Annotated in this window: 24 protein-coding genes, 1 tRNA gene, 2 rRNA genes and 1 pseudogene; 13 read left to right on the top strand and 15 right to left on the bottom strand. The window is 55.8% G+C overall.

What is annotated here, in order from left to right:
* Positions 1-178: 178 nt before the first annotated feature.
* Positions 179-1,030, bottom strand: coding sequence for a PHP domain-containing protein (locus tag C4N22_RS00140; protein ID WP_112147541.1), 852 nt, complete (start codon positions 1,028-1,030; stop codon positions 179-181).
* A 161-nt stretch (positions 1,031-1,191) separates the two neighbouring features.
* Here C4N22_RS00140 and C4N22_RS00135 point away from each other — a divergent pair.
* The 4 genes from C4N22_RS00135 (at position 1,192) to C4N22_RS00120 (ending at position 3,648) form a co-directional block, all read left to right on the top strand.
* Positions 1,192-1,267 (top strand) — tRNA-Gly (locus C4N22_RS00135).
* 67 nt (positions 1,268-1,334) lie between these two features.
* Positions 1,335-1,709, top strand: a complete 375-nt coding sequence (locus C4N22_RS00130) for a hypothetical protein (RefSeq protein ID WP_112147540.1) — start codon at positions 1,335-1,337, stop codon at positions 1,707-1,709.
* 16 nt (positions 1,710-1,725) lie between these two features.
* A complete protein-coding gene (locus tag C4N22_RS00125) occupies positions 1,726-2,652 on the top strand; it encodes a DnaD domain protein (protein WP_112114954.1) in 927 nt (308 codons plus the stop codon).
* A 21-nt stretch (positions 2,653-2,673) separates the two neighbouring features.
* Positions 2,674-3,648 (top strand): ATP-binding protein, encoded by a 975-nt coding sequence (locus C4N22_RS00120; protein ID WP_112147539.1) that lies wholly within the window; start codon positions 2,674-2,676, stop codon positions 3,646-3,648.
* Positions 3,649-3,737: 89 nt separating this feature from the next.
* Here the strand turns inward: C4N22_RS00120 and C4N22_RS00115 are convergent, their stop codons facing one another.
* The 3 genes from C4N22_RS00115 to C4N22_RS00105 all read right to left on the bottom strand — a co-directional run bounded on the left by C4N22_RS00115 (position 3,738) and on the right by C4N22_RS00105 (position 8,125).
* Positions 3,738-4,526, bottom strand: coding sequence for an MBL fold metallo-hydrolase (locus tag C4N22_RS00115; protein ID WP_022256770.1), 789 nt, complete (start codon positions 4,524-4,526; stop codon positions 3,738-3,740).
* A 6-nt stretch (positions 4,527-4,532) separates the two neighbouring features.
* Positions 4,533-5,816, bottom strand: coding sequence for a UDP-N-acetylglucosamine 1-carboxyvinyltransferase (locus tag C4N22_RS00110; RefSeq protein WP_112147538.1), 1,284 nt, complete (start codon positions 5,814-5,816; stop codon positions 4,533-4,535).
* Between the two features lie 302 nt (positions 5,817-6,118).
* Complete coding sequence (locus tag C4N22_RS00105) at positions 6,119-8,125, bottom strand: fructose-1,6-bisphosphatase (RefSeq protein WP_112147537.1); 2,007 nt, start codon at positions 8,123-8,125, stop codon at positions 6,119-6,121.
* Between the two features lie 138 nt (positions 8,126-8,263).
* Here C4N22_RS00105 and C4N22_RS00100 point away from each other — a divergent pair, with 138 nt between their 5' ends.
* Both C4N22_RS00100 and C4N22_RS00095 read left to right on the top strand, forming a co-directional pair.
* A complete protein-coding gene (locus tag C4N22_RS00100; protein ID WP_112147536.1) occupies positions 8,264-9,184 on the top strand; it encodes a radical SAM protein in 921 nt (306 codons plus the stop codon).
* Between the two features lie 295 nt (positions 9,185-9,479).
* The gene (locus tag C4N22_RS00095) at positions 9,480-10,568 is read left to right on the top strand and encodes a sugar kinase (protein ID WP_112147535.1); all 1,089 of its coding nucleotides are present in this window, start codon (positions 9,480-9,482) and stop codon (positions 10,566-10,568) included.
* A gap of 81 nt (positions 10,569-10,649) precedes the next feature.
* On the opposite strand, the gene C4N22_RS00090 is transcribed toward C4N22_RS00095, so the two are convergent.
* The 5 genes from C4N22_RS00090 to C4N22_RS00070 all read right to left on the bottom strand — a co-directional run bounded on the left by C4N22_RS00090 (position 10,650) and on the right by C4N22_RS00070 (position 15,115).
* Positions 10,650-11,444, bottom strand: coding sequence for an ABC transporter ATP-binding protein (locus C4N22_RS00090; protein ID WP_022256764.1), 795 nt, complete (start codon positions 11,442-11,444; stop codon positions 10,650-10,652).
* Complete coding sequence (locus C4N22_RS00085) at positions 11,437-12,384, bottom strand: ABC transporter permease (RefSeq protein ID WP_112147534.1); 948 nt, start codon at positions 12,382-12,384, stop codon at positions 11,437-11,439. Before C4N22_RS00085 ends, C4N22_RS00090 begins: the two co-directional genes overlap by 8 nt.
* A 108-nt stretch (positions 12,385-12,492) precedes the next feature.
* Positions 12,493-13,524 (bottom strand): ABC transporter substrate-binding protein, encoded by a 1,032-nt coding sequence (locus C4N22_RS00080; RefSeq protein ID WP_112114960.1) that lies wholly within the window; start codon positions 13,522-13,524, stop codon positions 12,493-12,495.
* A gap of 166 nt (positions 13,525-13,690) precedes the next feature.
* A complete protein-coding gene (locus tag C4N22_RS00075; RefSeq protein WP_112147533.1) occupies positions 13,691-14,428 on the bottom strand; it encodes a YkgJ family cysteine cluster protein in 738 nt (245 codons plus the stop codon).
* A 90-nt stretch (positions 14,429-14,518) separates the two neighbouring features.
* On the bottom strand, positions 14,519-15,115 hold the full coding sequence (locus tag C4N22_RS00070) for an XRE family transcriptional regulator (protein ID WP_146746496.1): 597 nt from the start codon (positions 15,113-15,115) through the stop codon (positions 14,519-14,521).
* A 450-nt stretch (positions 15,116-15,565) separates the two neighbouring features.
* On the opposite strand from C4N22_RS00070, the gene C4N22_RS00065 reads away from it, so the two are divergent.
* Complete coding sequence (locus C4N22_RS00065; protein WP_097782885.1) at positions 15,566-15,889, top strand: PadR family transcriptional regulator; 324 nt, start codon at positions 15,566-15,568, stop codon at positions 15,887-15,889.
* Position 15,890: 1 nt separating this feature from the next.
* A complete protein-coding gene (locus tag C4N22_RS00060) occupies positions 15,891-16,478 on the top strand; it encodes a DUF2812 domain-containing protein (protein WP_112147531.1) in 588 nt (195 codons plus the stop codon).
* A gap of 51 nt (positions 16,479-16,529) precedes the next feature.
* On the opposite strand, the gene C4N22_RS00055 is transcribed toward C4N22_RS00060, so the two are convergent.
* On the bottom strand, positions 16,530-17,195 hold the full coding sequence (locus tag C4N22_RS00055; protein ID WP_112147530.1) for a sigma-70 family RNA polymerase sigma factor: 666 nt from the start codon (positions 17,193-17,195) through the stop codon (positions 16,530-16,532).
* A complete protein-coding gene (locus C4N22_RS00050; RefSeq protein ID WP_112147529.1) occupies positions 17,179-18,009 on the bottom strand; it encodes a helix-turn-helix domain-containing protein in 831 nt (276 codons plus the stop codon). Before C4N22_RS00050 ends, C4N22_RS00055 begins: the two co-directional genes overlap by 17 nt.
* A 248-nt stretch (positions 18,010-18,257) precedes the next feature.
* Between C4N22_RS00050 and C4N22_RS00045 the strand changes: the two genes are divergently transcribed.
* The 5 genes from C4N22_RS00045 (at position 18,258) to C4N22_RS00025 (ending at position 24,019) form a co-directional block, all read left to right on the top strand.
* A complete protein-coding gene (locus C4N22_RS00045; RefSeq protein ID WP_112147528.1) occupies positions 18,258-18,866 on the top strand; it encodes a CHC2 zinc finger domain-containing protein in 609 nt (202 codons plus the stop codon).
* 73 nt (positions 18,867-18,939) lie between these two features.
* A complete protein-coding gene (locus tag C4N22_RS00040; RefSeq protein WP_112147527.1) occupies positions 18,940-20,256 on the top strand; it encodes a DNA primase family protein in 1,317 nt (438 codons plus the stop codon).
* A gap of 467 nt (positions 20,257-20,723) precedes the next feature.
* Positions 20,724-21,989 (top strand): plasmid recombination protein, encoded by a 1,266-nt coding sequence (locus C4N22_RS00035; protein WP_112147526.1) that lies wholly within the window; start codon positions 20,724-20,726, stop codon positions 21,987-21,989.
* A 17-nt stretch (positions 21,990-22,006) separates the two neighbouring features.
* Positions 22,007-22,300 carry a hypothetical protein gene (locus C4N22_RS00030; protein ID WP_112147525.1) on the top strand — a complete coding sequence of 98 codons (294 nt, stop codon included), beginning with the start codon at positions 22,007-22,009 and terminating at the stop codon, positions 22,298-22,300.
* Between the two features lie 96 nt (positions 22,301-22,396).
* Positions 22,397-24,019, top strand: coding sequence for a recombinase family protein (locus C4N22_RS00025; protein WP_097782878.1), 1,623 nt, complete (start codon positions 22,397-22,399; stop codon positions 24,017-24,019).
* A gap of 64 nt (positions 24,020-24,083) precedes the next feature.
* On the opposite strand, the pseudogene C4N22_RS00020 reads toward C4N22_RS00025, so the two are convergent.
* The 4 genes and pseudogenes from C4N22_RS00020 to C4N22_RS00005 form a co-directional block, all read right to left on the bottom strand.
* A pseudogene (locus C4N22_RS00020) lies at positions 24,084-24,233 on the bottom strand (helix-turn-helix domain-containing protein); the annotation flags it as partial.
* A 108-nt stretch (positions 24,234-24,341) separates the two neighbouring features.
* Entirely contained in the window at positions 24,342-24,860 is a 519-nt protein-coding gene (locus C4N22_RS00015) for a GrpB family protein (RefSeq protein WP_112147523.1), read from the bottom strand.
* A 64-nt stretch (positions 24,861-24,924) separates the two neighbouring features.
* Positions 24,925-25,041: ribosomal RNA gene (rrf, locus tag C4N22_RS00010) — 5S ribosomal RNA — on the bottom strand.
* Between the two features lie 126 nt (positions 25,042-25,167).
* Positions 25,168-25,290 (bottom strand): 23S ribosomal RNA (locus C4N22_RS00005); the annotation flags it as partial.

The following is a 25,290-nucleotide window of genomic DNA, read 5'->3' as shown; positions in this document are numbered from 1 at the left end:
AGCCGCTAAAAAGGTCAACAACTGACATTTAAAGCAGGTTCGTTCGGGGAGCTTTGCCACGCAAGTGAGGGGCATTCCATCCCCCTCCCAACTGCCTGCGGCAGTCGGGCCCCACCCTCCGGACACTTGCTTTGGCAAACTCCCGCTCACTCACAGAAACAGTCAACTCTCCGAGCGATTATCGCTGTTTTCTCTGATGGGCCAGCTCCTCAATGCGGGCTATCTGGTCATCGGATGTGATGCAGGCCCCCACAGGGTTTGGATGGCCGTGGTTGGCTCCGTGGAAATCGCTGCCGCCGGTGTGGATGAGACCGTACTGTTCACAGAGGGCGGCGCACTCGGCTTTGTCCTCCGGGCTGTTGCGGGGGTGCTCCACCTCAATGCCATCGATCATCCCCTCTTTGACCAGCTCCCGCACCAGCGGCATACTCTGGTAGACCGTCGGGTGAGCAAAAACGACGACTGCCCCGGCTGCTTTGGCCGTAGCCAGTACATCCCGCACCGGGCGGTATTCCGGCGAGTGGAGCACGATGCCCCGGGGGTTCCACCCGAAGAGATAGTGGTACAGGCTGGTATAGATCCCGTCACACAGGCCCAGCTCATGCAGGGCCTGCATGATGCCGCTCTTGTAGAGCACGCCGCTGTCCTTGGCATACTCCAGCGCCTGCTCGGTGCGGAACTGCGGGTAAAGCGCCTCGATCTCCCGAGCGCTCTGCAGGCAGCACTCGTTGCGGCGCTGGCGCATGATGTCGCAGTGTTCCCGCAGGGCTTTGCTCTCCGGGTCGGGCCAGAACGCCAACAGGTGCACCCGGTGGCTGCGCTCGTAGTCGTAGCCCGTCAGCTCCGTGGCCGGGATGAGCCGCACGCCATCCTGTGTGGGATGGTCATAGCAGTACTGGACGCTGAGGAGGGTATCGTGGTCCGAAAGAGCCATGGTGTCCAGCCCCACCCGTGCTGCCATAAGGGGCAGGCAGTGGATGGGCACCGAGCCATCCGAACAGGTTGAATGATTGTGAAGATCGCCAGGCATGTTTTCCACTCCTTTAAAGAAGCCTACAAATTTGGTTCGTTTGTTCACCCCATATCATACCCGTTTGCACCCAAAAGTGCAAGAGTTTTTCCTGCTGACAAAAATCGAGCAGAAAAACAGTTGACAAATCCGCTGTGCTTTGCTAAACTAAATAAGCACTCGCAGGGTTAGCTCATCCGGTAGAGCGACTGCTTCCCAAGCAGTAGGCGGCGGGTTCGAGTCCCGTATCCTGCTCCAATCACCGCGCTGATTCGTGTTGAACAGCGCGGTTTTCTTTTTGGCATTTCGCGGAAAGGCGTTTTGTATGATTTTTGTTCCTCTGCTGCACTACTTTAAAAACAAAAACTCGTTCAGCGGCAACGAGGATGGGATGCGCTACCTGCTGACCCCCGGCAAGCGCAAGGTGCCGGACCCGGAGGGCGGCGAGGGAGCCGAAAAAGAAGAGAGCATCCTCACGGTGGACGTCTGGCCGGACCCCTGGGCGCTGGAATTCACCGACCCTGCCCTCCGCCGCCGGGAGGTCTACCCTCTCTCCGACGAGGGCCGGGCTGCGGCAGCCAAATATCTGGCAGAGACTTACGAAGCCGACCTGGAGCGCTGGAAACAGCACCCCTCTCTGCTGGACTGTGAACCCTGGACGCCGCCGACACCGGAGGAAGAAGCCTCCGGCCAATCCTGATGACTGTGAGGGACCCATGATCTATCGTTTAAAAGAGCTCAAAGGCGATACCATTCCGGTGCCGCAGCTGGTATTTTCCAAGCTGGGCATCGCGGAGGAATATAACGTCCGCGTGGCGCTGTATGTGCTGGCAACGGGTATCACAGACCCGGACAAGCTGTGTTCAGACCTGAAACTCCGCAGCCGGATGACGGCAGAGAGCGCCCTTTCGTTCTGGGCGGGTGCCGGCCTGCTGGAACGGTACGAGGAGAACGCTGCCCCGGGCGAGGAGCCCAGCGCCCCCGCCCCCATGACCTGGCAGGAGATCGCCGCGGCTTCCCGCACCGACCCGATGATCTCCAGCCTCATCGACTGTGCACAGACCGGCTTTGCCCGGCCGCTGACCCACAGCGAGATGGAAAAGATCGTCCACCTGTATTTGCAGGATGGCTTTGCCCCGGAAACCGTCATGCTCTGCGTGGCCTATGTGGCCAGCAAGGGCAAGCGGACTATGGCCGCTGTGACCCACGAGTTGAAAGTCTGGCGGGCTGAGGGCGTGGAGACCGGCGAACAGGCGGATGCCCACCTGAAACTGCTGGCCCTCCGGGCCCAGCGGGAGCAGTATGTCAGCGGATTGCTGGGCATCCCGGACAGCGAGCTCACCCTGGGCGGACGGAAAGCCATTGCCCGCTGGTATGAGGTCTACGGCTACGATGACGCCATGGTGCAGGAAGTGGCCGTGCAGGCCGGCCCCAAGCGGGACCTGTGGTACTGGAACAGCATCCTCAAGACCTGGAATGCCAAAGGTCTGCGCACCATCCACGATGTGCGCGGCCCGGTGGCGGAGATCGGTGCCAGCCGGAACATCCGGGTGGACCGTACCGCCCCCAGCGGAAACGATTTTCTCAAGAATTCTTCCCTCACCGCGTCGCTCAACCGCCTGAAAAAGAAATCCACGCCGTAAGCGCGGAAACGAGGTCACTCTATGCGTACCAAAAACGAACTGTATCAGGAAGCCCTGCGCACCATTGCAGCCCGGCGGCAGACCGCCCGGGCACTGGCGGAAGACGCCCGCGCGGAGGCGGAGGCCGTGATCCCGGCTTTGCGCCACGCGGAGGAAGAAGTGCGGGTGCGCGGCATCCGCTGTGCGCTGGCCGGTGCTTCCGGCAAAGACCGCACCGCCGCCAACGCCGCCCTGACGGAGGCAAAGCAGAAACTGGCCGCCTTGCTGGCCGCCAGCGGACGCCCGGCCGATGCGCTGGAGCCAAAATTCACCTGCAGAAAGTGCCAGGACACTGGCGTGGTAGACGGGCGCACCTGCAGCTGTGTCCACAAGGTGATGCAGACCCTCCGCCGGAAAGAGATCGAGGGGCTTTCCAGCCTGTCTATTTCCAGCTTTGATACCATGAAGCTAAGCTATTACCCCAATGTCATTGACCCCGCTCTGGGGCTGAATGTCCGTACTTACATGGGCCAGCTGCTGGCAGGCCTGAAAAATTATGCGGAGGACTTCTCCCCTGCTGAGAATGAAAGCCTGATGCTGGTGGGCAATGCAGGCCTTGGCAAAACGCATGCGGCCCTTGCCATTGCCGGCATCGTGCTGGACAAGGGCTACGATGTCATTTATGTTTCCAGCCCGGACTTTTTTGGCAAGATGGAGGCTTCCCGCTTTGACCCCTCCGGCGATGCCGATACCCTGTTGCGCACCGCCGCCACTGCCGATTTATTGATCCTGGATGATCTGGGCACCGAGTTTGTCACACCCTATTTCATCACCACATTTTACAGCCTGCTCAACAACCGCCTGGGGGCAGGCCTGCCTACCATTGTGACGACCAATATCACCGACGGTTCCCTGCTGGAAAAGCGTTACACCGAGAAGATCTCCAGCCGCCTGTCCGCCTTTGTCCCGTTCAACTTTGTGGGCGAAGACATCCGGGCGCAGAAAGCCAGCGAGTAATTCCGGCACAAACTCCCGGACAAACAAGATGCAGAAAACCCCGCCACGGCAAGTGTAAAACCTGCTTTGGCGGGGTTCTTTGATCCTATTTAAAATTCCAGCACCGGGCTGACTTCGTTGCGGCGCTGGGCCTGCACAACACAGTCTTTCTCGGGCACGACACCCGCGGCACCAAGGGTGTTGAAAACGGTCTGTAACGCCAGCATCGGGGTGTTGTTCTCCTGCGAGAGATGACACAGGGCAAACTTTTTACAGCCCTCCTGAACGAGCTCCAGCAGCTTGGCGGAGCACTCATCGTTGGAGAGGTGTCCCCGGGCCGATTCGATCCGGGCGCGTAAGTAATAGGGATACGGGCCGCTGCGGAGCATGTGGAGATCGTAATTGCTCTCCAGTGCAACCAGGTCACAGCCAGACAGCGCCTCATGCACCGGTGGCGTCAGGACGCCCAGGTCGGTAGCAAGGGTCATGGTCTTTCCGTCCGGGGTATGAATGCGGTAGCCCACACAGGGCACATCGTGGCTGGTGGGGAATGCCTGCACCCCAAAGGCACCAATGTCCTCTTCCCGGCTGGACAGGGTGTTCAGCTCACAGGTAGGCGGGACGATGCCGTTGGCGTCCAGAAAATCCAGTGTATCCGCACCGCCGTAGACCGGGAGCGGATTCTTTTTGAGGAACGTGGAAAGGCCCTTGACGTGGTCACTGTGCTCGTGGGTGACGAGGATGCCGTCACAGTCCGCAATGTTCAGCCCCAGCGATTTGAGGGCAGCGCCGGTGGTGCGCACGCCTTTGCCCATATCAATGATAAGGTAATGGTCGCCGCAGCGCACCACGCTGCTGTTGCCGGAAGAGCCGGAATACAACGAGATAAATTCAGACATTGCGGATCACATGGCCTGTTCCAGTGCAGCGGGCACCCGCTCCACTTTCTCGATATCAGCACCCAGCGCGCGCAGCTTTTCCACGATATTCTCGTAGCCGCGCTCGATATAGCCGATCTCTTCCACCTCGCTGGTGCCGTCGGCCATCAGGGCAGCCACCACCATGGCAGCGCCCGCGCGCAGGTCGGTCGCACGGAGGGGGGCCGGGCTGAGCTTCTCGACACCCTCAAACACGGCCACCTGGCCATCCACCTGGACATTCGCGCCCATCTTGCGCAGCTCGTCCACATAGCGGAAGCGGTTGTCCCAGACACTTTCCGTCACGGTAGAAGTTCCCTTCGCCACGCTGAGCAGCACGCCCATGAGCGGCTGCATGTCGGTGGGGAAACCGGGGTGCGGCATGGTGTTGATCTTCAAAGGCAGGATATCGCCGGTGCGGCGGACGCGGACGGAATCGTCAAATTCCTCCACTTCCACGCCTGCACGGCGGAGCTTTGCGGTGATCGGCTCCAGATGCTTGGGAGTGACGTTCTTGATGAGGACATCGCCGCCGGTGGCAGCGGCAGCCACCATATAGCTGCCGGCCTCGATCTGATCCGGGATGATGCTGTAGGTGCAGCCGTGCATCTTCTCCACGCCGCGCACCTTGATGACATCGGTACCGGCGCCACGGACATCCGCACCGCACATATTCAGGAAGTTGGCCAGATCGACCACATGGGGCTCCTTGGCGCAGTTTTCCAGAATGGTCTGGCCCTTGGCCATGACAGCGGAGAGCATCCCGTTCATGGTAGCGCCCACGCTGACCTTATCAAAGAAGATATGCGCTCCGTTGAGCTCCTTGGCGCGGACGGTGATCATGCCGTAATCCACGCTGTCCTCTGCGCCCAGGGCGCTGAAAACTTTCAGGTGCTGGTCGATGGGGCGGGGGCCCAGGTTGCAGCCGCCGGGCATGGCCACCTGTGCCTTGCCGAAACGGGACAGCAGTGCACCCAGGAAGTAATAGCTGGCGCGCATCTGGCGGGACAGGTCATCCGGGACATTGGTGCTCGTCAGGTGGGTGGTGTCGATCTCATAGGTGTTCTTGTTCAGCATCTTGACCTGTGCGCCCAGGGTGCTCAGGATCTTGAGGCTGACGGCCACATCGCTGATATCCGGCAGGTTTTCAATGACGCAGACATCGGCTGCCAGAATGGTGGCGGGCAGGATGCCCACTGCCGCGTTCTTTGCGCCGGAGATGGTAACCTCACCATGCAGGGCTTTGCCGCCCGTAACAACAAATTTTTCCAATTTTATGATCTCCTTGTCGTGGGCCCGCTTCGTGACAGGCCCTATAAGGTGCATTTCCAAAGTACATGCCGCAGTTTCTTCCGAGGACCCGCGTGCCGCGAGTTTTCAGGCAGGAAAATAAAGCCGCAACAACTGCAGCTACCCTATTATACACGAGAATACAGAAAAAGCAAAGCCCCCGCGCCATTCTGTCCGTTATTTTCTGTTTTGCCCAGAATCCATGAAGATATTCCGTTTTTTTGTCTCTTTTTTCAAAAATTTTACAATTGCCCGGGCCGGTTCCGCCGGACAGAGACTGTGTTTTACCAGACCTGATCCTCGCTGCGGGTCTCCTTGATCCAGCCCAGCTGGTAGGCGCGGACCAGCTGTTTGAGGTCGTGCACCCGCTCCCGGAGGTTTTCTCCCTCATCGGTCTCCTCCACGAGGATGCGATGATTCTCCGTTTCCAGAATGTTCTTCTGGGAGATAATGTCGATGTTCTCATTCACGGCCTTTTCCGCGCTGACGAACGGCTGATGGGTACGCAGGGACATGGTGCGGCTGGAGTAGACCAGTGTATAGCCCGCAATGCCCGTCTTCTCATGATAGGCACGGCAGAAGCCGCCGTCGATGACCACGAGACGTCCCCCGCCCTTGATGGGGCTCTCACCGTTTTTCTCCTGCACGGGGACATGGCCGTTGACGATGTGGCTGGTGCCGGGCAGGCCAAACTCCGCCAGAATGCGGCGGCAGACGGCTTCCTCATTATACCATGTATAATAGGGGTCTTTCTTTTCGGTGTGGGTGCTTTTATCCTCCACATACAGCCGCTCGAATGTCGTCATGGCACTGCGGCCAAACAGCGGCGAAAGCTTGCCGCACCACAGATACCACAAAAAGTCCTGTCCGCTGCGGCGGGCGACGCTTCCCTCCGGGGCAAAGTAGCCGCGGCGGGCCCGCTCATCGCAGTAATCCATGAGGGCCCGGCCGGAATAGGTGTGTCCCTCGAACCGCTCCACCGCAAAGGTGCCTTTCTGGGTCATGGGCACCACCCCATGGTAGAGCAGGTTGCCGTTTTCAATGTGGTAAACGCTGCCCTTGGCGTAGAGGAACTCCACATGCTCCTGCAGCTTCTGGCTCTGGCGAAACGACTCTACCAGTTTGTGCAGCACCAGCCGCTCATCGTCGTTGAGGGCGGCGGGGTCTTTGGGGTCCACCGTGGGGAACGAAGTGTCCCGCAGAGGATACTCCTTATCCCCGATCCGGACGGTCTTCTTCTCCCAGTCGATGCAGCGGAGGTAATCGCGGCCCTGCATCTTGAAATCCGGGTTGCGGTCAATGACCTTGCACTCCATCTTGAGCATCAGGATGGTGACAGCCTTGTGCATGACCGCGCACCGGTGGAGCATTCCCGGTGTATAGGGGCCGCGCTCCAAATCGGTGTGGGGCATCCAGATGGTCAGGTCATCGTTGCCGTAGAACTGCTCGGCCATCCGCTGCAGATGGCGCAGGTTGATGCCATAGCAGTCCTCCAGCATGGCATGGTTGTGGTAGGCCAGCGTGGTCTTGAGGACAGTGCAGATGCAGATGGGGCTGCCGGCGGCGGCGCCCATCCAGACCACATCATGGTTGCCCCACTGGATATCGACGTTATGGTGGCGCATGAGCAGGTCCAGGATGATATCCGGGCGGGGGCCGCGGTCAAACAGGTCGCCCACAATGTGCAGCTTATCCACGGCCAGCCGCTTGATGAGCTCACACAGGCGGACAATGAAACGGTCCGCGCGGCCATTTTCAATAATACTGCCCACGATCTGGCCATAATAGAGGTCTTTATCGTGGTCCTCAAAATGGGCGTGGAGCAGCTCGTCCAGAATATAACCGCAGCTGGAGGGCAGGCAGGCACGCACATGCTCCCGGGTGTGCTTGGAAGAAACCAGACGGCAGAGATCAATGAGGCGGAGCAGCGTCTCGGTATACCACTGCTCCAGCGTCTCCTCGTCCGCGCACTTGGCCTTGAGCTGGGGCAGTTTCTCATTGGGGTAATAGATCAGCGTTGCCAGCTCGGCGCGGTCAGACTCAGGGACCGTATCCCCCAGCACGATATCCACTTTTTCGCGGATGACACCGGAGGCAGAGTTCAGGATATGTACAAAGGCTTCGTTTTCGCCGTGCAGATCGCTCATAAAATGCTCGGTACCCTTGGGCAGCTTGAGCAGAGCCTCGGTGCTGATGATCTCGCTGGCCGCCGCAGCCTGCGAGGGGTAATCCCGTGCAAGCAGGGATAAATATTTCAGATTGTCCCGGATCTCTTCGGTTTCGGTGCGCATGATGTCCTCCAGATGTCCAAATATGTAGTATTCTTGCATCACATGCAATATTATTTCTTAGTATACCACTTTTGCTTCTGGAAATGGTATAATAGCGTTTAGAAAAGCGTAAAAGATTTTGCAAAGGACTTGGATAATATGCCCAAAAACATCGTTGTCACCCCGCCGGACGTCTGCACTCTCTGCCCCCGGCGGTGCAAAGCTGACCGCGCCGCCGGACAGTGCGGTTTCTGTGGGGCAGGCAATACTTTAAAAGTCGCCCGGGCGGCCCTGCATTTCTGGGAAGAGCCCTGCATCAGCGGCACCAAAGGCAGCGGCACAGTCTTTTTCTCCGGCTGCACCCTCAAGTGCTGCTTCTGCCAGAACTATCCCATCAGCGCCGAGGGCCTGGGCAAGGAGATCACCGTGGAGCATCTGGCTGAAATTTTCCTCAACTTACAGGCCCAGGGAGCCCACAACATCAATCTGGTCACCCCCGGGCAATGGCGGCCCTGGATCATTGCCGCGCTGGATCTGGCCCGGGCGCAGGGGCTGCATTTGCCCATCGTCTGCAACACGGGCGGCTACGAGACGGTGGAGAGTGTGGCGGCCTGGCGGGGTTCCATTGACATCTGGCTGGCTGACCTGAAATACGTCTCCGCCGCCCTCTCGGCAGAGCTTTCCGCTGCACCGGATTACTTTGCCCAGGCCAGGCCCGCCATTGAGGCCATGATGGCGCAGGCCGGCCATCCGGTATTTGACGCTGAGGGCATCCTGCAAAAGGGCGTCATCCTGCGCCATCTGGCTCTGCCCGGCCACATGGACGACAGCTTTGCCGTCCTGGACCAGATGGCTGCCTGGAACGAGGCCGACCCCGGGTGTTTCCTGCCCAGCGTCATGAGCCAGTACACGCCGTTCTACAAGGCAGCAGAGCACGGCATCGGGCGGCGCATTACCACCTACGAGTACCGCCGGGTGGTCAATTACGCGATGGACAAAGGCCTCACAATGGGTTACATGCAGCAGAAGAGCAGTGCAAAAGAGGAGTATACACCCAGCTTTGATTTGACGGGGGTGTGAACTCCCCCAGTCTCGCATTCGCTCGACAGCCCCCTCAAAGAGGGAGCCTTTTGCTGCTTCCGGGAGGAAAAGCCTCCCTCCGTGAGGGAGGTGGCATCGCGCAAGCGATGCCGGAAGGAGTTCTTTAGCAAACTGCACAAAAATCCTCTGTTATTTTCTCTCGCAACTTCTGGTTTCACCTTGCATTCCGACGGGAATCGCACTATAATGGATACAACAATGTGTGCTCAGGGAGCTTTCCCGTGAAGAAGCTGTCCGGGCCTTTGATCCAAAACCGTCTTTTAGGAGGAGCGTTATGGAACATTTCAATCCGATCCTTGGCAAGGAGACCGCCGGACAGAAGTTTATCACCTGCGGCGAGATCATGCTGCGCCTGACCCCGCCGAACTACGAAAAGCTGCGCATGGCTTCCAACTTTGAGGCCAGCTACGGCGGCAGCGAGGCCAACATCGCGCTGGCACTGGCAAACCTGGGCGTGGACAGCACGTTCTTCAGCGTGGTACCCAACAACAGCCTGGGCAAGAGCGCCGTGCGCTGGCTGCGCTCCAACGATGTGCACTGCACCCCGATGATCCTCACCGAGCCGGACGAGACTCCCTCGAACCGTCTGGGTACTTACTATCTGGAGACGGGCTACGGCATCCGCCCCTCCAAGGTCATCTATGACCGCAAGCACAGCGCCATCACGGAGTATGATTTCTCGCAGGTGGATCTGGATGCACTGCTGGAGGGCTTTGACTGGCTGCACCTGAGCGGCATTACCCCGGCACTGGCCCCCAACTGCCGCGGCCTCATCATCGACATGCTGAAAGTAGCCAAGAAAAAAGGCCTGACCGTCAGCTTTGATGGCAACTTCCGCTCCACCCTGTGGACCTGGGACGAGGCCCGGGATTTCTGCACCGAGTGTCTGCCCTATGTGGACGTGCTGCTGGGCATTGAGCCTTACCACCTGTGGAAAGACGAGAACGACCACTCCAAGGGCGACTGGAAAGACGGCGTGCCTCTGCAGCCCAGCTACGAACAGCAGGACGAGATCTTCCAGCACTTTATTGAGCGTTACCCCAGCCTCAAGTGCATCGCCCGCCATGTCCGCTATGCCCATAGCGGCAGCGAAAACAGCCTGAAAGCCTTTATGTGGTACGACGGCCACACCTTTGAGAGCAAGCTGTTCACCTTTAACATCCTGGACCGTGTGGGCGGCGGTGACGCTTTTGCCAGCGGCCTGATCTACGCCATGCTCCACAACTACCGTGCCATGGATATGATCAACTTTGCCGTAGCCAGCAGCGCCATCAAGCACACCATCCACGGCGATGCCAACATCACCGACGATGTGAGCTCCATCCGCAACCTGATGAACATGAACTACGACATCAAACGCTGATGCTTTTGGTGTACAAGAACTGATACGAGAAAAGCTCCTGTCCGGCCGGACAGGAGCTTTTCTGTTATGCATCAGAATTTTTTAAGAGAGGATCATCCGGTCGTTGGCAAACTCGCCACCGGATGCGATCTGGAACTTCGCCAGCAGGTCAGAGACCTGCAGATTCTTCTTCTCCTCCCCTGCCACATCATAGATGATGTGACCCTCATGCATCATGATCAGACGGTTGCCGTACTTGATGGCGTCTTTCATGTTGTGGGTGATCATCATGGTGGTCAGGTGGTTTTCCTCCACGATCCTGGCCGAAAGGGTCAGCACTTTGAGGGCCGTCTTGGGGTCCAGTGCAGCGGTGTGCTCATCCAGCAGCAGGAGCTTGGGATTGTTCATCGTAGCCATAAGCAGGGTCAGCGCCTGACGCTGGCCGCCGGACAGCAGGCCTACGCGGGCCGTGAGGCGGTCTTCCAGGCCCAGATCCAGCGTCTTGAGCAGCTCACGGTACTGCTCCCGCTCCGCCTTGGTGATGCCGATGCGGAGGGTGCGGTGCTTGCCACGGCGGGCAGCCAGTGCCAGATTCTCTTCGATCTGCATGGTGGCCGCCGTGCCGGTCATGGGGTCCTGGAACACGCGGCCGATGTAGGCAGCGCGCTGATGCTCGCCCAGTTTGGTGACGTCCACGCCGTCAATGAGGATCTTGCCCTCGTCCACGGGCCAGACACCGGCCACAGCGTTCAGCATGGTGGATTTACCGGCGCCATTGCCGCCGATGACGGTGACAAAATCGCCCTCGTTCAGTTTCAGGTTCAGGCCGTTCAGTGCAGTCTTCTCATTGACGGTCCCGGCATTAAAGGTTTTGGAAACATTCTGGATCTCAAGCATTCTTGGCACCCTCTTTCTGTGCTTTCTTGGCTGCGGGTTTTGCAAAGTATTTCCCTTTCCAATACGGCACCGCCAGGAAGACGGCAACGACGGAAGCGCTGAGCAGTTTGAGCAGGTTTGCGTCAAAGCCAAGGGTCAGCACCAGCTGGATGACGATGTAATAGATGATGGCACCCAGCGAGACTGCCAATAGCTTAAGGGCAAAGTTGTGGAAGATCCGGCCAAACAGCGCCTCGCCGATGATGACAGCAGCCAGACCAATGACGATGGCACCACGACCCATGCTGACATCCGAGAAGCCCTGATACTGGCTCAGCAGCGCGCCGGACAGGGCCACCAGACCATTGGAAACGGCCAGACCCAGCACGATGTTAAAGTTGGTGTTGATGCCCTGTGCCCGGGACATTGCGGGGTTGGAGCCGGTGGCGCGGATGCCGCAGCCCAGCTCGGTACCGAAGAACCAATACAGGATGCCGATGACCACGGCCGTGACGATGAGCACCATAATGATGGGGTTGTGGAGGGCAGTCTCTTTGACCCAGCGCAGGGAGATGAGAAGGCCATATTTATCCACATTGATGGACTGGTTTGCCTTGCCCATGATCTTCAGGTTGATGGAGTAGAGGGCCAGCTGGGTCAGGATGCCTGCCAGGATGGCCGGGATCCCCATGAAAGTGTGGAGCAGGCCGGTGACAAAGCCCGTTGCCAGGCCTGCTACCAGAGCCGCCAGCAGAGAGACCCAGACGTTCTGGCCCGAGAGCAGGCACATGACGCAAACCGCGCCGCCCGTGCCAAAGGAGCCATCCACGGTCAGGTCAGCCACATCCAGGATGCGATAGGTCAGGTAAACGCCAATGGCCATAATGCCCCAGATAAGGCCCTGCGCACAGGCGCCGGGCAGCGCACCGGGCAGGTTTGCCAGTCTTGCAAGTGTTTCCAAAATAATTCCTCCTAAACGTGCACTTTTTTCACATCCCGTTTTATACGGGAAAGGCGGAGAAGAGCCTTTTCAGCCCTCCTCCGCCATATTTCTCATTTCCGTAAGAGGTTAGCCCTCGATGGCTTCGTATCCCTCGGGAACCGTCAGGCCCAGATCATCGCAGATGGTCTTGTTGTACTTCTTGGTCACAGTGGTGTACTCAATGGGCATGGTAGCAATATCGGCCTCGCCTTTCAGGATCTTGACCGCCATCTCACCGGTGGTGTAGCCCAGATCGTAGTAGCTGATGGACAGGGTAGCCACACCGCAGCCGGAGCAGATGCCCTCCTCGCCCGCGAAGACAGGCTTCTTGGCCGGGCGGCAGATACCGTCCACAATGCCGGTGTTGGCCGCAACGGTATTATCGGTGGGAACATACACGGCGTCGTTCTCGTCAGCAGCTTTCTGGCAGACAGAAGCCAGATCGTTGGAGTCAGAGAAAGAGTATTGGGTAGCAGTGATGCCCTTGTCCTCCAGATACTTCTTGACTTCATCTACCTGATACTGACTGTTTGCCTCAGCGGAGCAGTACAGCAGGCCGACCTTGGTAGCCTCCGGCAGCCACTCCGTGATCATCTCAGCCTGCTGATCCAGCGGAGCCAGGTCAGAAGTACCAGAAACATTGCCGCCCACAGTGCCGGTGAAATCCGTCAGGCCCAGCGCCACGCCGTACTCGGTAACAGAGGTGCCCAGAATGGGGATCTCATTGGTAGCAGCCTGTGCCGCCTGCAGAGCGGGCGTTGCATTGGCCATGATGAGGTCTACGCCTGCGGAAACAAAGCCGTTGGCGATGGTAGCGCAGGTAGCGGAATCGTTCTGTGCGTTCTGGAAATCAAACGTGACATTCTCGCCGAATTCCGCGCTCAGAGCATCCTCAAAGCCCTGGGTAGCGGCATCCAGGGCTGCGTGCTCCACCAGCTGGCAGATGCCAACGGTGTAGCTGTCGCCAGCGGCAGCAGCAGAACCAGCTGCCGCGGAGGAGGCGGCCACAGAAGAAGCAGCCGTGGAGGATGCAGAGGAGCCGCCGCAGGCGGTCAAGGCAGCAGCCGCGCCGCAGAGCGCAGCGCCAGCCAGGAACGAACGACGAGAAATTTTACGCATGATAGATTCTCTCCCTCAATTTAAATTCCGCGGCTCAACAGGTTGCCGCGCTTGTTTGCGTTTGAGGAAGCGGGCTGTGCGAGCTCCGCTTCACATGCGTGAAGTATAGCACACTTTACTCTCAAAAACAACCCGTGTTCGGCCCCAATTATCAATCAAAGTGAATTTATCTATCATTTTTTTCGATGCGTTTTGCGCTCAGCTGCTCCTGATACCCCCGGAGTTTGGCGCACTCACCCTCCAGCCAGCGGAGATTCCGCTCCAGCTGGGGCAGAAATGGCTGGGCAAATTCATAATCGTAATAAAGCGCCTGCCAGAGCTTTGCTTCCAGCCGCCGCGCCAATACCGGCGAGAGGATCGTATTCAGCTCCTCCACAGTGTCCTCCAGCGTCATGCAGGTCTGTGCCCAGCAGACATCCACAGCCTCCCGGGCAGGGACATCGTATCGGGCAAGATAATCCTCGACCTTGGCAGAAAACATCGGCCCGCCGCAGGAGGTCGGCTGCAAGAAATAGCTCACTGCCCCTTCCCCACTGATCTCCTGCGCCAGCGGATAAAGGGCACAGACCAGCGGCTCGGCATCGTGGATGGCGCAGTGGTTCTCCGTTAAAAACGGGCAGTTGTTGTGCTGTGCTTTCAACGGGGCCAACCGGAGAACCGGCAGACGGCTCACCTGCCCGATGCTCTCCCGGCAGTAGCCATGCGCTACAATGCGGGGCGGCAGACGGAGACGGGCCGCGATCCGCCACAGATCAAACCCGGAGAGGACGATGTCCTCCCGACCACGGCAGCAGTTTCCGCAGCCATTGCAGGCAAAGGAAAACGCCTCGTCCCGGCCAAGGAGTGGCTGCGTGCGGGTAAAATCCACCTGTCCGCACAGGTCGATCTGGGAATCCTTGAGCATAGTGTTTCCTCTTTTCCAATGGTTTTGCTCCATTGTAGCACAAAAAAGGCCAGCAAAAAAGAGAGCGTTTCCGCTCCCTTCGTTTTTGGATCATTCTTCGTCTTTTTCATGCCGCTTGGCGGGCACGACGATGCATCCGAACAGGCTCAGGATGTACACTGCAAATGCTGCAACGGTCGCCTTGCCGCCCAAGTGCGGGTCCAGCTGCCCCGCCACCGCCAGAGAGGGTGGCAGCAGCAGCATGGATGCCATGGACCAGGCCCGGAAGGCCCGCAGCACATACCGCCAGTTGCGGTTGTTGTAGTAGACGCCCGGGATGTGGATGTGCATGGCCCCCTGTGCAAACTGCGCAATGCGGTTTTCGTCGTAGTAGCGGGGCAGGGTCTCTGCCATCCAGAAAAAGGCATACGCCCCGTAGATCACGCCAAACCCCACGCCCAGCACGAGGCAGGTCTGCCCCATCTCGGTGGGGGCCAGCCCCAGCATCCAGACCGCCAGCGCCTCTGCCACGCCCAGCACGCAGCAGATGAGGTATACGGGCAGATACCGCTTCACCCGGGCCTGTTGGCGCTCGGGCGGCTCCACCGGGAACGCCAGCGCCCTGCGGATGAGCGCCTCCACCTCTGCGGCACTGTAGCGCTGCTCCTGCACGGCCCGGCGCCCCTCCAGCAGTTCTGTCACCGACACGCCCAATGCCCCTGCCAGCGGCAGCAGTAAGGCCACGTCCGGCAGACTGAGGCCCGTTTCCCTTAATTAAAGATACCACTTACTAAGTGTAACCCACGCTTACAATATTTGACATGATATTTCACAAAAAGCTTTTCTATAACCTGTTCAATGTCACAAAATTCAAAGACACGCTTTATAAACTCTTGATTACTATTACGGTTAACGATATAATTAGCTTGGACGAATCAATGTGTACGATTCTCCATGCCGAACGGTTTCGTGAAGCATCAACCTCATCGTAAATGAGCTTTCATAGTGACTAAGCCACATAGCATAGCTGCTTCCTATGAATAGTTTCACGCACAAAAAAAGGAGATTTCTCATGGAAACTGAATACCTTGGTAATGCGTATTTAGCCGATGTGACAATCAATTTGGATAAAGGGCACATATTCGAAGCGGAGGTTCTATGAAAGACTATGTGCAAGGGGGAACCCTTACAGAAGTTACAGATTTAATACTTTTGTCCCTTTATGAACCAAGGCATGGATATGCAATCATTCAATTTGTTGAGGAAGTAACAAACGGAAGGGTATTATTAGGAGCAGGGACATTATATGGTGCTCTATCCTCGTTAGAACAAAAAGGATGGATTAAATTACAAAGCACTGAAAGTACAAGCAGAAAAAAAGTATATTTAATAACACCTTCTGGAAAGGAGGCTGTCCAAACCGAAATAGATCGACTTCATCAATTAATCGACTTAGCGGAAAGGATTTCAAAGGAGATTTAATATGCGCTACAAAAAGGTACGTTTTTTTGGTTGTCTATTATCCTTACAAGAGAAATGGCTTAATAGAATGTCCCAACAAGGGTATCACTTAATAAATACATCACGGGCTATCTATGAGTTTGAAACATGCACTCCGGGGGAATATCAATATAAGATTGATTATATTGGTCACAGGAGTCGTGAAAGCTCAGACAAGTATGTTGAATTTCTTCAAAGCTTAGGATACGTTGTTTTTTTCAAGAACATTAATCTAAACTACTCTCTTGCCAAAGTACAATTTCGTCCGTGGGCTGAATCAGGTGGAAAGCTATCAACGCCTAAGACGACACTTAACAAAGAATTATTGATTGTCGAAAAAAAGAATGATGGAAAGCCATTTGAATTATATACTACCCTTGAAGATAAACTAGCTTTGTATAAATCAGCACAGTCGCCGTGGATATTCTTTTTTTTCATCTTTATGATTATGGCTGTGCTTATGAAATCTTTCATCTATAGTGCGTTAGCAATCACATGCCTTATCATCGTTATTGTCTATTGGTTTCCAATTTATAAGATTATTAAAGAGCGTCGAACAAGGGAAGATTAGCTTTTGTTCTCTATCGTAATTCACTCAATTTAATACAATCTCTCTGCCTATTCATATAAACCACCACGGCAGTTCCAACCACAGGTTATCCATAGCCTGTTCCTCCGTCTTTTTGGCGCGGCCTTTTGTCAGGTGAAAGTATATCGCCGTGCCGATCAGCGGATGTTCCTCGCCATCGGTGAAGCCATAGCGGTACAGCAGATAGGTCTGCTCCCGGTCGGTCAGGCGTTGCAGACCGCTGTACAGTTCCCGGCGCGATTCCTGTTCTTCCATAATAGTCTGCGGTTGCATGGCAAAAGGGTCGGCTATGGCTTCGATGCGCCGCAGTTGTTCCTCTCCCGGCAGAACATCGTCCAGCGAAACGTGCTGGTAGCAGATACCGTCCTTGTCCTCCGTTACCATCCGCTGCTCAAAAGCGGCAAAGGCATCCCGCACCATGTCCATCATGGCGTTGCGGATGGCAGGAGCCGCATAGGTCAGGAACTTCATGCCGCGCGCTGCATCGAACTTCGGCACGGCCTTCCACAAGCCCAGATTGCCCGCCTGTTTCAAATCGTCCGTGTCAAGATTCAGACCGGACTGTGCCAGATTCATACTGCGGAAAAGGTCATTTGCCACCTTGCCGATAAAGGACTTGTTGTTTTCAATCAGGCTGTCCAGCGCGGCAGCATCGCCTTTCTGTGCCAGCGCACAAAGCCGTTCATTCGTCTGCTTCATGGGCGTTTTCCTGCTCTGCGGCAGACTGCAAGATTCCCAGCAGACCGTTCCGCAGCTGTTCCAGTGCTTCCGGCGTGGCTCCTTCCATGCCCGAAACACTGTCCAACATTGCATCTGTCAACTGCTCTGCCGTAATCGTTGGGTGCTGCACATCCTGCCCTTTAGTCAATTCGGTGAACATCTTCTCTGCCACTTTCTTGCTCATGGCTTCCTGTTCGGCGTAATGGCTCCCGATACCCTTTTTGATTTCCTTGACCGCCGCCATGAAGTACATTTCAATGTCATCAAGATCACCTTGATACACCGGCTTTCTCCGAAGGCTGATGTCCTTTGCGGCTTTGGCTGCCTCCGGGGTCTTGACCTTTGTGCGCAGCAGGGTGCTCAATGTCGTGAGCATGGCGTTCTGTGCTGCGATGCCGGAAGCAAAGGTATCATCAAAATACTGCGCTATGCGGTAAGTAAGCTCTGCAAACCGGGCGTTTTCCAGCAGCAGATTGACCACCTCTGTATTGACACGCCCTGTGTAGAGGCTCTTTGCGGCTTCTACGGACAGGCCAAGTTCGGCAATGTCGTAGTTCTTGCGGTCGGGGATGTTGGTTTCTCCCAGCAGAAAATCCGTAGACACGTTGAACAGCCTTGCAATCTTCAGCAACTGCTCATGGGTCAGGGTTCCTTTTGCGCCACTGATAAAACGGTTGATGGTGCTCTTGGAGCAGCCGATCTCCTTGGCGAGTTCTGGTTGGCTGATGTTGTGCTCTTTCATCAAGTCCGCAAGACGGACGTTGGACGGTGCGGGCAGATATTCCTGTGCCATGTGGTCGGCCCTCCTTTTTGATCTTTTTCCTCATTATAATACGCTCTGCCGTTTTGTTCAATATACGGTTTATTCTCCACCCTTGCTGTTGCAGCCCTGCAACCAGTGAGGGCTTTTTTCTTTTTCCGTTGCAGTTCTGCCGCTTTTTCGCCCTTTCCACAAAATTCTCCGTATATTCAGGCAGGAAGCCAAAAACACCAGATTTCCCACGCTGGGGACTCTGGTGCAGCGCACGAAACAAAGGAGGAATGCCCTTGAGTCTGTATCAAACTGTCAAGTCTGCCATCACCGTTCGGCAGGTGGGAGAGATGTACGGCATGGGACCCGACCGCCATGGCATGGTGTGCTGTCCGTTCCACTCCGACAACCACCCCAGTATGATGCTGAACGACACCTATTATTACTGCTTTGGCTGCGGAGCCAATGGAGATGCCATCGACCTCACCGCCAAGCTGTTCGACCTGAACCCCCGGCAAGCCGCCAAGAAGCTCGCAAGTGACTTCGGGCTTGACCCGGATAAGCCGCCCGCCAATGCCATCGCCCTGCCGCCGCCCAAGCGTGGCCTGACGGACGAGCAGTGGGCAGACATCGCCTACTGCCTGCGGGTGCTGACCGATTATCTCGACCTGCTGCACGACTGGCGAGAGCGTTACAAGCCCGCCAGCCCGGAAGAACCGCTGGACGAGCGGTTCGTGGAAGCCCTCCACATGACCGAGACCATCGAGCACCTGACGGACTGCGTTGCATTTGGGACGCCCCAGCAGAAGGCCGCTGCCGCCGCACAGCTGCTGTCCGGGTCGTACCTGCTGATGCTGGAGGAGCGCACCGACCGCCTTGCTCTGGCAAAGTGCGCCTAATAGTTTATTCACCTGAAGTGGTGGGTCTCACCGTGAGACCCACCACTTCACTTTTCTAAAGGAGAACCACCCTATGAAGAAAAACATTTCCCGCAACCCCTTATGGCCGGACTGGTACAACGGCAAGAAGATCGATGAAGTCCAGTTTGGCCGTGCCTTTCTGGAACAGTGGCCGCTGAAATGCGTCAACGGTACGCTGTACACGCTGGACGGCCCGGTAGAGGACGAAAGCGAGATCAAGCAGCGCATCTTGGAGAACATCGAGGAATATGTCACCTCCGGCCTGTCCAAAAAGGTCACCAACATTCTGGAGACCATCAAGCTGCTGGCCTTTTCCGACCCGTTCCCCATCGAGCAGGACTGCATCCATCTCCAGAACGGCGTGTACCATCTGCCGGACGGCTCTTTTCAGGAGAGCCGCCTGTTCTGCCAGAACCGCCTGCCTGTGAAGTATGACTCCAAAGCCGCCACCCCTGACCGTTGGCTGACCTTCCTGCACGAGCTGCTGGACGATGCTGACATTCCCACCTTGCAGGAGTATCTGGGCTACTGCCTGATCCCCAGCACCAAGAGGCAGAAGATGATGCTCATTGTCGGCAAGGGCGGCGAGGGCAAGTCCCGCATCGGGCTGGTGCTGAAGCGGCTCATGGGAGATGCCGCCAGCAACGGCAGCGTCCAGAAAGTGGAGAATAACCGTTTTGCCCGCGCCGATCTGGAACGCCGCCTGCTGATGATCGACGATGATATGGATATGAACGCCCTGCCCAAGACGAATTATATCAAGACCATCGTGACCGCCGAAGCCAAGCTGGACTTGGAGCGCAAGGGTGTCCAGAGCTACCAGCGAGACATCTACGCCCGGTTCCTCTGCTTCGGCAATGGTACGCTGACCTCGCTGTACGACCATTCGGATGGCTTCTTCCGCCGCCAGCTCATCCTGACCACCAAGGACAAGCCTGCCGACCGCACGGATGACCCTTTCCTTGTGGAGAAGATGTGCGCCGAATTGGAGGGCATCCTGCTCTGGTGTCTGGAAGGGCTGCACCGGCTGGTGCAGAACGATTTCCGCTTCACGGTCAGCGAACGAGCCGCCGCCAACGTGGACACCATCAAACGCAGCAGCAACAATGTCATCGACTTTATGGAGTCCGAGGGCTACTTCCGTTTCAAGGCGGACTACTCCATCAGCTCCAAGGAGTTCTACGACATTTATAAGCAGTGGTGTGAGGACAACGCCTGTCACAGCGTATCTGCGATCCGTTTCAGCGCAGAGCTGCGCCAGAATGACCGCCGCTACAATCTTGAAGCCACCAACAACATCTATCTGCCCGGTGGCCGCAGGGTGCGGGATTTTGTAGGCATCGAGCCGCTTGTCCACCCCTGTCCGTAAAAAGTGCATTTTTTCACGGAAGAAATTCGTACAACCTGTACGGTCTGTACTTGTACGCATCTGTACGGCGGATTGAAGTAAATTAAAACGAATTATCGTTTATATTTCGGATTTCCGTACGTCGTACGAACCGTACAGGTTATTTGAAGTCCGTACGCAATTTTTTCAGATGCGTACGGAGCAATCAAGTTCGCATTGTGCGAACTTGTCGGGGCGAGGCCCCTCCATCTTGCTGGCGCAAGACCGTTCGGTCACTTAAAAGCCCCACTGGGGCTTTCATTGCTTCGCAAACGTGAACTCGATTAACTCTCCCGCAGGAGACGTTCCCCCTCGGAGAGTCCTCGAAGAGCCCACTACACTTTGCAGCCCATAGGGATGAAAGTGTTATAGTGGGTTATTACACTTCCGAAGAAGTGCACCTCCGTCCCCCGTCACCTTCCTCTGAACCCTGAAAGGAGGGATGCCCTTTGGCAAGAAATGATGGTATTGACCGCACCAGTGTCCGAAATCTTGCCGTTTCGGACAAGGCCGTTGGCAACACCCAGCAGCACAACGAGCGCGAAAAGGACAGCTATCGGAACCCCGACATTATCCCCCAGCGCGCTGCATGGAACGTCCACTTCAAGAAGCCAACCGCCAGCTATACTGACCTGTTCGCCCAACTGGAAGCCGATGGAACCATCTCCACGCGCGGCCTGAAGCCGGATGCCACCCATTACTGCGAACTTGTCTTTGATGTCAACTCAGCCTACTTTGACAACCACGGCGGCTATGAGTTCGCCAAACAGTTCTATGAGGATGCCTACAGAGCAGCCGTTCAGATCGTTGGTGGTGAGCAGTATATCCTTTCGGCAGTCATGCACTCCGATGAGATCAACCGTGCCATGACCGAAGCACTAGGCCGGGAGGTCTACCACTACCACCTCCATGTGGTCTATGTGCCTGTGGTTGAAAAGCAGATCCTCTGGTCGAAACGCTGCAAGGACAAGGCGTTGGTCGGCACAATCAAGGAGACCGTCATGCAGGTCAGCCGAAGCAAGAAGTGGGCATCCAAGCCCTTGCTGGACGATGCCGGAAAGCCTGTCCTGCAAAAGAATGGCAAGCCCGTCCTGAAGAAGTCGTACAGTGTCCTGCAAGACGATTTCTTCAACTATATGCGCAACGCCGGGTACACGGATGTAGAGCGCGGCGAGCGTGGCAGCACCGAAGAACACCTAACCGTCACCCAGTTCAAAGTCCAACGGGAGCAGGAGCGGCTGGACAGCCTGACCGCCCAAGCCGACCAAAAGGCGCAGTCGCTTGCCAAAACCAGTCAGACCCTCTCCAAAAAGGAGAAGGAACTTGCCGCTGTGCAGAAAAAGGCCACGCTCACGAAAGAAGCCCTCATTCATGCGCGCGATCTGGATTATATCGGCAAGCGCACCTTTCTCGGTAACTACTCGCTGACCGAAGAAGAATTTTCCAAGCTGAAAAAGCAAGCCGACCACGGCTATATGATGGACGTGGAGAACCGTCGCCTGAAAGAAGAACTTTCCACGGCCAAGAAGGAGGCCGTTCGTTGGAGCAACAAGTACCACGACCTGTGGTACGACGTGAAACCCTATCTGGATGCTATGCGCCGTGCGCCAGAACTGGTGCGCGGTTTTCTGGAAAAGATTCTTGCCCCCAAGCAGGAGTGCACCATGAATGTGCCACAGCGAAACCGCAGGCATGGGCAGGATATGGAACTTTGATTTTCGGAGGATACTGAATGGATAATAGAAGTACTGATATGATGAACGATGCGATTGACCTTTGCTCCTGTTATGAGCCTATTTGTGAACTACCTGTCAATTTACTCGAAGAATGGCAGGATTCGGAGTACGCGGGTCCCGAACCTACTCTTGAGAACACGTCTTACTATGTTAAAGAGCCAGACGGTACGCTCTATTTTTACTGTGGCAACACCAAAATCAAAATGACCGAACATTTCGCAGAAAATGGAAAATCAGTCGGCACACTGCTGGAAGATGTGATTCAGTATTCAGCTAACCGATGCGCCTGATGATAAAAACGAATTGAATCCAGCCCACACTTACGGTATAATGGAAGCAGAAGTATTGTAAGCGTGGGCTGTTTCTTTTAAGAAGGAGGCTCTACTATGAAACAGCCTAACAATACGATGATCTATAACACTGCACTGTACCTTAGACTAAGCCGTGACGATGAATTGCAGGGTGAAAGCGGCAGCATCCAGACCCAGCGCATGATGCTTCGTCAGTATGCAGAGGAACACGGGTTGACCGTTGTTGGCGAATATATCGATGATGGTTGGTCTGGCACCAACTTTGACAGACCGGGCTTTCAACGGATGATCGACGATATTGAGGAAGGCAAAATCAACTGCGTTGTAACAAAGGATTTATCCCGTTTAGGTCGAAACTATATTCTGACAGGTCAGTACACGGAGATCTACTTTCCGAGTAAAGGTGTCCGCTATATTGCTGTCAACGATAATGTGGACACTCTCAACGGCGAAAGCGAACTCGCTCCGTTCCTGAACATCCTGAATGAGATGCACGCTCGCCAGACCAGCAAAAAAGTCAAGGCCGCTATGCGGACAAGATTTGCGAACGGTGCGCACTATGGTGCATACGCTCCTCTGGGATATATCAAAGACCCCGACAAGTCAGGGCATCTTCTGGTAGACCCGGAAACGAAGTGGATCATTGAGAAAATCTTTGATCTTGCGGTGCATGGACACGGTGCGGCCAGCATCACCCATATTTTAGTAGATGAAAAGGTTCCCACTCCCGGCTGGTTGAATTTTCAGCGGTATGGCACATTTGCTAACATCTATGCAGGAGCGTCGGAAGAGAAGTCCTACGCATGGACGGTAGCGCAGGTCAAAAGTATCCTGAAAGAAGAAACCTATATCGGTCACAGCGTTCACAATAAGCAGAGCAACATCTCTTTCAAGAACAAGAAAAAGGTGCGGAAGCCGCAGGAGGAATGGTATCGTGTGGAGAACACCCACGAAGCTATTATCTCTGCGGATGTGTTCCGACAGGTGCAGGAGCAGATTGCTCATCGCCGTAGAAAACAGAAAGACGGAACAACGCAAATCTTTTCCGGGCTTGTAAAATGTGCGGATTGCGGCTGGTCGATGGCCTATGGTATGAATAAGCAGAACAAAAAGCCCTACGGCTATTACCATTGCAGCAAAAACGGACAGGGCCTTCACCAATGTTCCATGCACTATATTCGATATGATGTGCTGTACACCTATATTCTGGCAAGAGTGCAGTATTGGTCGCAGCAAGCACAGCAGGATGGAGATAAACTCTTGCAGCGTTTACTGAATGCCAGCGACAAAGAACGCAACACCGCCAAGAAAAAACAGACTGCCGAACTCAAAAAGGCCACAAAGCGTAAGGCAGAGGTGGACAACCTGTTCGCCAAAATGTATGAGGACTGGTCTGTTGGACGCATTACGGAGTACAATTTCAATATGCTGTCCGAAAAGTATCAGGCAGAACAGCATGAACTGGACGAAAAGATTCAAGAACTTCAAGCCGAACTTGATGCAGCCGTTCAGACCGCTGTTGACGCTGAAAAGTGGATTGAGTTGATGAAAAAGTACGTCAACCCCACACAATTGACCGCCGAACTTCTAAATGCTCTGATTGAAAAGATTCTCATTCACGAAGCTGTCAAGCATGAAGATGGCACCAGAGAACAGGAAGTTGAAATTTTTTACCGTTTTATCGGCAAAGTCGAGTGACGCATTATAAAAGGGTGTGCAATCGAACGGTTGCACACCTAGTACATAACCAATATCTTTAAGTGAGGGATTCTCCCCGCTCCCACTTGCTGACCGCCTTGTCGGAGACATAGAGCCGCTCGGCAAGGTCTTTCTGGGTCCAGCCCTTCTCCCGGCGCAGCTGGTTCAAAAACTGTCCAAAGGCTGCGCGGTTCACTTCCGTCGTTTCGCTCATATCGGTGTCCTCTCTTTCTGCCCTTCGGCACCCTGAGTGTACCGCACCCCCGCCCATTGCGCAACCGACGGGGAGTAGAATCCGCTCTCTTACGCCGGATTTTCACGGTCACTCGCTCAAGCCGCACAGCTTGTAAAGTACCTCGATGCAGGGGCCCTTGCACGCCATATAGCCCTCGATATCCTCCGGGAAACGGCGCGCAGCGTCCTCCTTACAGGCGCTGTAGCGCGCCACAGCCTCCGGGTGGGTGCGCAGAAAATCCCGAAACACCAGATGGCGGTGCAGCTCCTCGGAATCTGCCGGGCAAACGTACAGATGGTGCAGCCGCAAATGGGGCTTGTCGGTGTAGCAGAAGGCCTCCCGGCCCGGGATGCCAAGATCTCCCTCATGGGTGTAACCGATGGCTGCCAGCCGCTCCACGATCTGCGGAAAGACGGCGCGATCCGGCATCACCACATCAATGTCGATGCAGGGCTTAGCGGAAAGCCCCTCTACCGAAGTGCTGCCCACGTGCTCAATGGCAATGGCCAGCTCGCCAAGGGCAGACGCGAGTTCCTGCCGGATGGCCGCAAAATCCGCCTTCCACGCAGGGTCGTAGGGCAGTACCACAACATGTGTCGTTCTCATATCTTCATCCCTTTCGCTGCAAAAACAAACCCCTGAAGAATTTCTTCCTCAGGGGCTTCCTATAAGTCGGCGACTACCTATTTTCACGCGCCGTTTCCAGCGAACTATCTTGGGCACGAGTGAGCTTAACTTCTGTGTTCGGAATGGGAACAGGTGGAACCTCACCGTCATCGTCACCGACCATATGACTGGCTCAGTATACCATATGGTCTACTGTTTGTCCAGTGTTTCTTAGAAGGACGTGCCTTCAAAACTGAATAATCACTGCTTACATTTTTTCGTTGACTCTCAGAGTCTCAAGCGAATTGTGGTCAAGCCCTCGATCTATTAGTACACTCTTGCTGAATGGATCGCTCCACTTACACATCGTGCCTATCAACCTTGTAGTCTTCAAGGGATCTTACCTGATCTAATCAGTGGGATATCTTAT

This window comes from Faecalibacterium prausnitzii (genome assembly GCF_003287495.1).
Classification (GTDB): Bacteria; Bacillota; Clostridia; order Oscillospirales; family Ruminococcaceae; genus Faecalibacterium; species Faecalibacterium prausnitzii_I.
The sequence above is the reverse complement of the archived record's forward strand: the minus strand, read 5'-3'. Positions and strand labels throughout refer to the sequence as shown.

What these genes read in the sequence shown, in the direction of transcription:
- C4N22_RS00080 (WP_112114960.1), bottom strand. Translation starts at nt 13,524, where the DNA reads ATGCGTAAAATTTCTCGTCGTTCGTTCCTGGCTGGCGCTGCGCTCTGC.
- C4N22_RS00105 (WP_112147537.1), bottom strand. Translation starts at nt 8,125, where the DNA reads ATGCGCACCGAAACCGAAGAGATCCGGGACAATCTGAAATATTTATCC.
- C4N22_RS00030 (WP_112147525.1), top strand. Translation starts at nt 22,007, where the DNA reads ATGGATAATAGAAGTACTGATATGATGAACGATGCGATTGACCTTTGC.
- C4N22_RS00045 (WP_112147528.1), top strand. Translation starts at nt 18,258, where the DNA reads ATGCCCTTGAGTCTGTATCAAACTGTCAAGTCTGCCATCACCGTTCGG.
- C4N22_RS00075 (WP_112147533.1), bottom strand. Translation starts at nt 14,428, where the DNA reads ATGCTCAAGGATTCCCAGATCGACCTGTGCGGACAGGTGGATTTTACC.
- C4N22_RS00100 (WP_112147536.1), top strand. Translation starts at nt 8,264, where the DNA reads ATGCCCAAAAACATCGTTGTCACCCCGCCGGACGTCTGCACTCTCTGC.
- C4N22_RS00025 (WP_097782878.1), top strand. Translation starts at nt 22,397, where the DNA reads ATGAAACAGCCTAACAATACGATGATCTATAACACTGCACTGTACCTT.
- C4N22_RS00015 (WP_112147523.1), bottom strand. Translation starts at nt 24,860, where the DNA reads ATGAGAACGACACATGTTGTGGTACTGCCCTACGACCCTGCGTGGAAG.
- C4N22_RS00090 (WP_022256764.1), bottom strand. Translation starts at nt 11,444, where the DNA reads ATGCTTGAGATCCAGAATGTTTCCAAAACCTTTAATGCCGGGACCGTC.
- C4N22_RS00095 (WP_112147535.1), top strand. Translation starts at nt 9,480, where the DNA reads ATGGAACATTTCAATCCGATCCTTGGCAAGGAGACCGCCGGACAGAAG.
- C4N22_RS00060 (WP_112147531.1), top strand. Translation starts at nt 15,891, where the DNA reads ATGCGCTACAAAAAGGTACGTTTTTTTGGTTGTCTATTATCCTTACAA.
- C4N22_RS00120 (WP_112147539.1), top strand. Translation starts at nt 2,674, where the DNA reads ATGCGTACCAAAAACGAACTGTATCAGGAAGCCCTGCGCACCATTGCA.
- C4N22_RS00125 (WP_112114954.1), top strand. Translation starts at nt 1,726, where the DNA reads ATGATCTATCGTTTAAAAGAGCTCAAAGGCGATACCATTCCGGTGCCG.
- C4N22_RS00140 (WP_112147541.1), bottom strand. Translation starts at nt 1,030, where the DNA reads ATGCCTGGCGATCTTCACAATCATTCAACCTGTTCGGATGGCTCGGTG.
- C4N22_RS00040 (WP_112147527.1), top strand. Translation starts at nt 18,940, where the DNA reads ATGAAGAAAAACATTTCCCGCAACCCCTTATGGCCGGACTGGTACAAC.
- C4N22_RS00055 (WP_112147530.1), bottom strand. Translation starts at nt 17,195, where the DNA reads ATGAAGCAGACGAATGAACGGCTTTGTGCGCTGGCACAGAAAGGCGAT.
- C4N22_RS00065 (WP_097782885.1), top strand. Translation starts at nt 15,566, where the DNA reads ATGAAAGACTATGTGCAAGGGGGAACCCTTACAGAAGTTACAGATTTA.
- C4N22_RS00050 (WP_112147529.1), bottom strand. Translation starts at nt 18,009, where the DNA reads ATGGCACAGGAATATCTGCCCGCACCGTCCAACGTCCGTCTTGCGGAC.
- C4N22_RS00130 (WP_112147540.1), top strand. Translation starts at nt 1,335, where the DNA reads ATGATTTTTGTTCCTCTGCTGCACTACTTTAAAAACAAAAACTCGTTC.
- C4N22_RS00115 (WP_022256770.1), bottom strand. Translation starts at nt 4,526, where the DNA reads ATGTCTGAATTTATCTCGTTGTATTCCGGCTCTTCCGGCAACAGCAGC.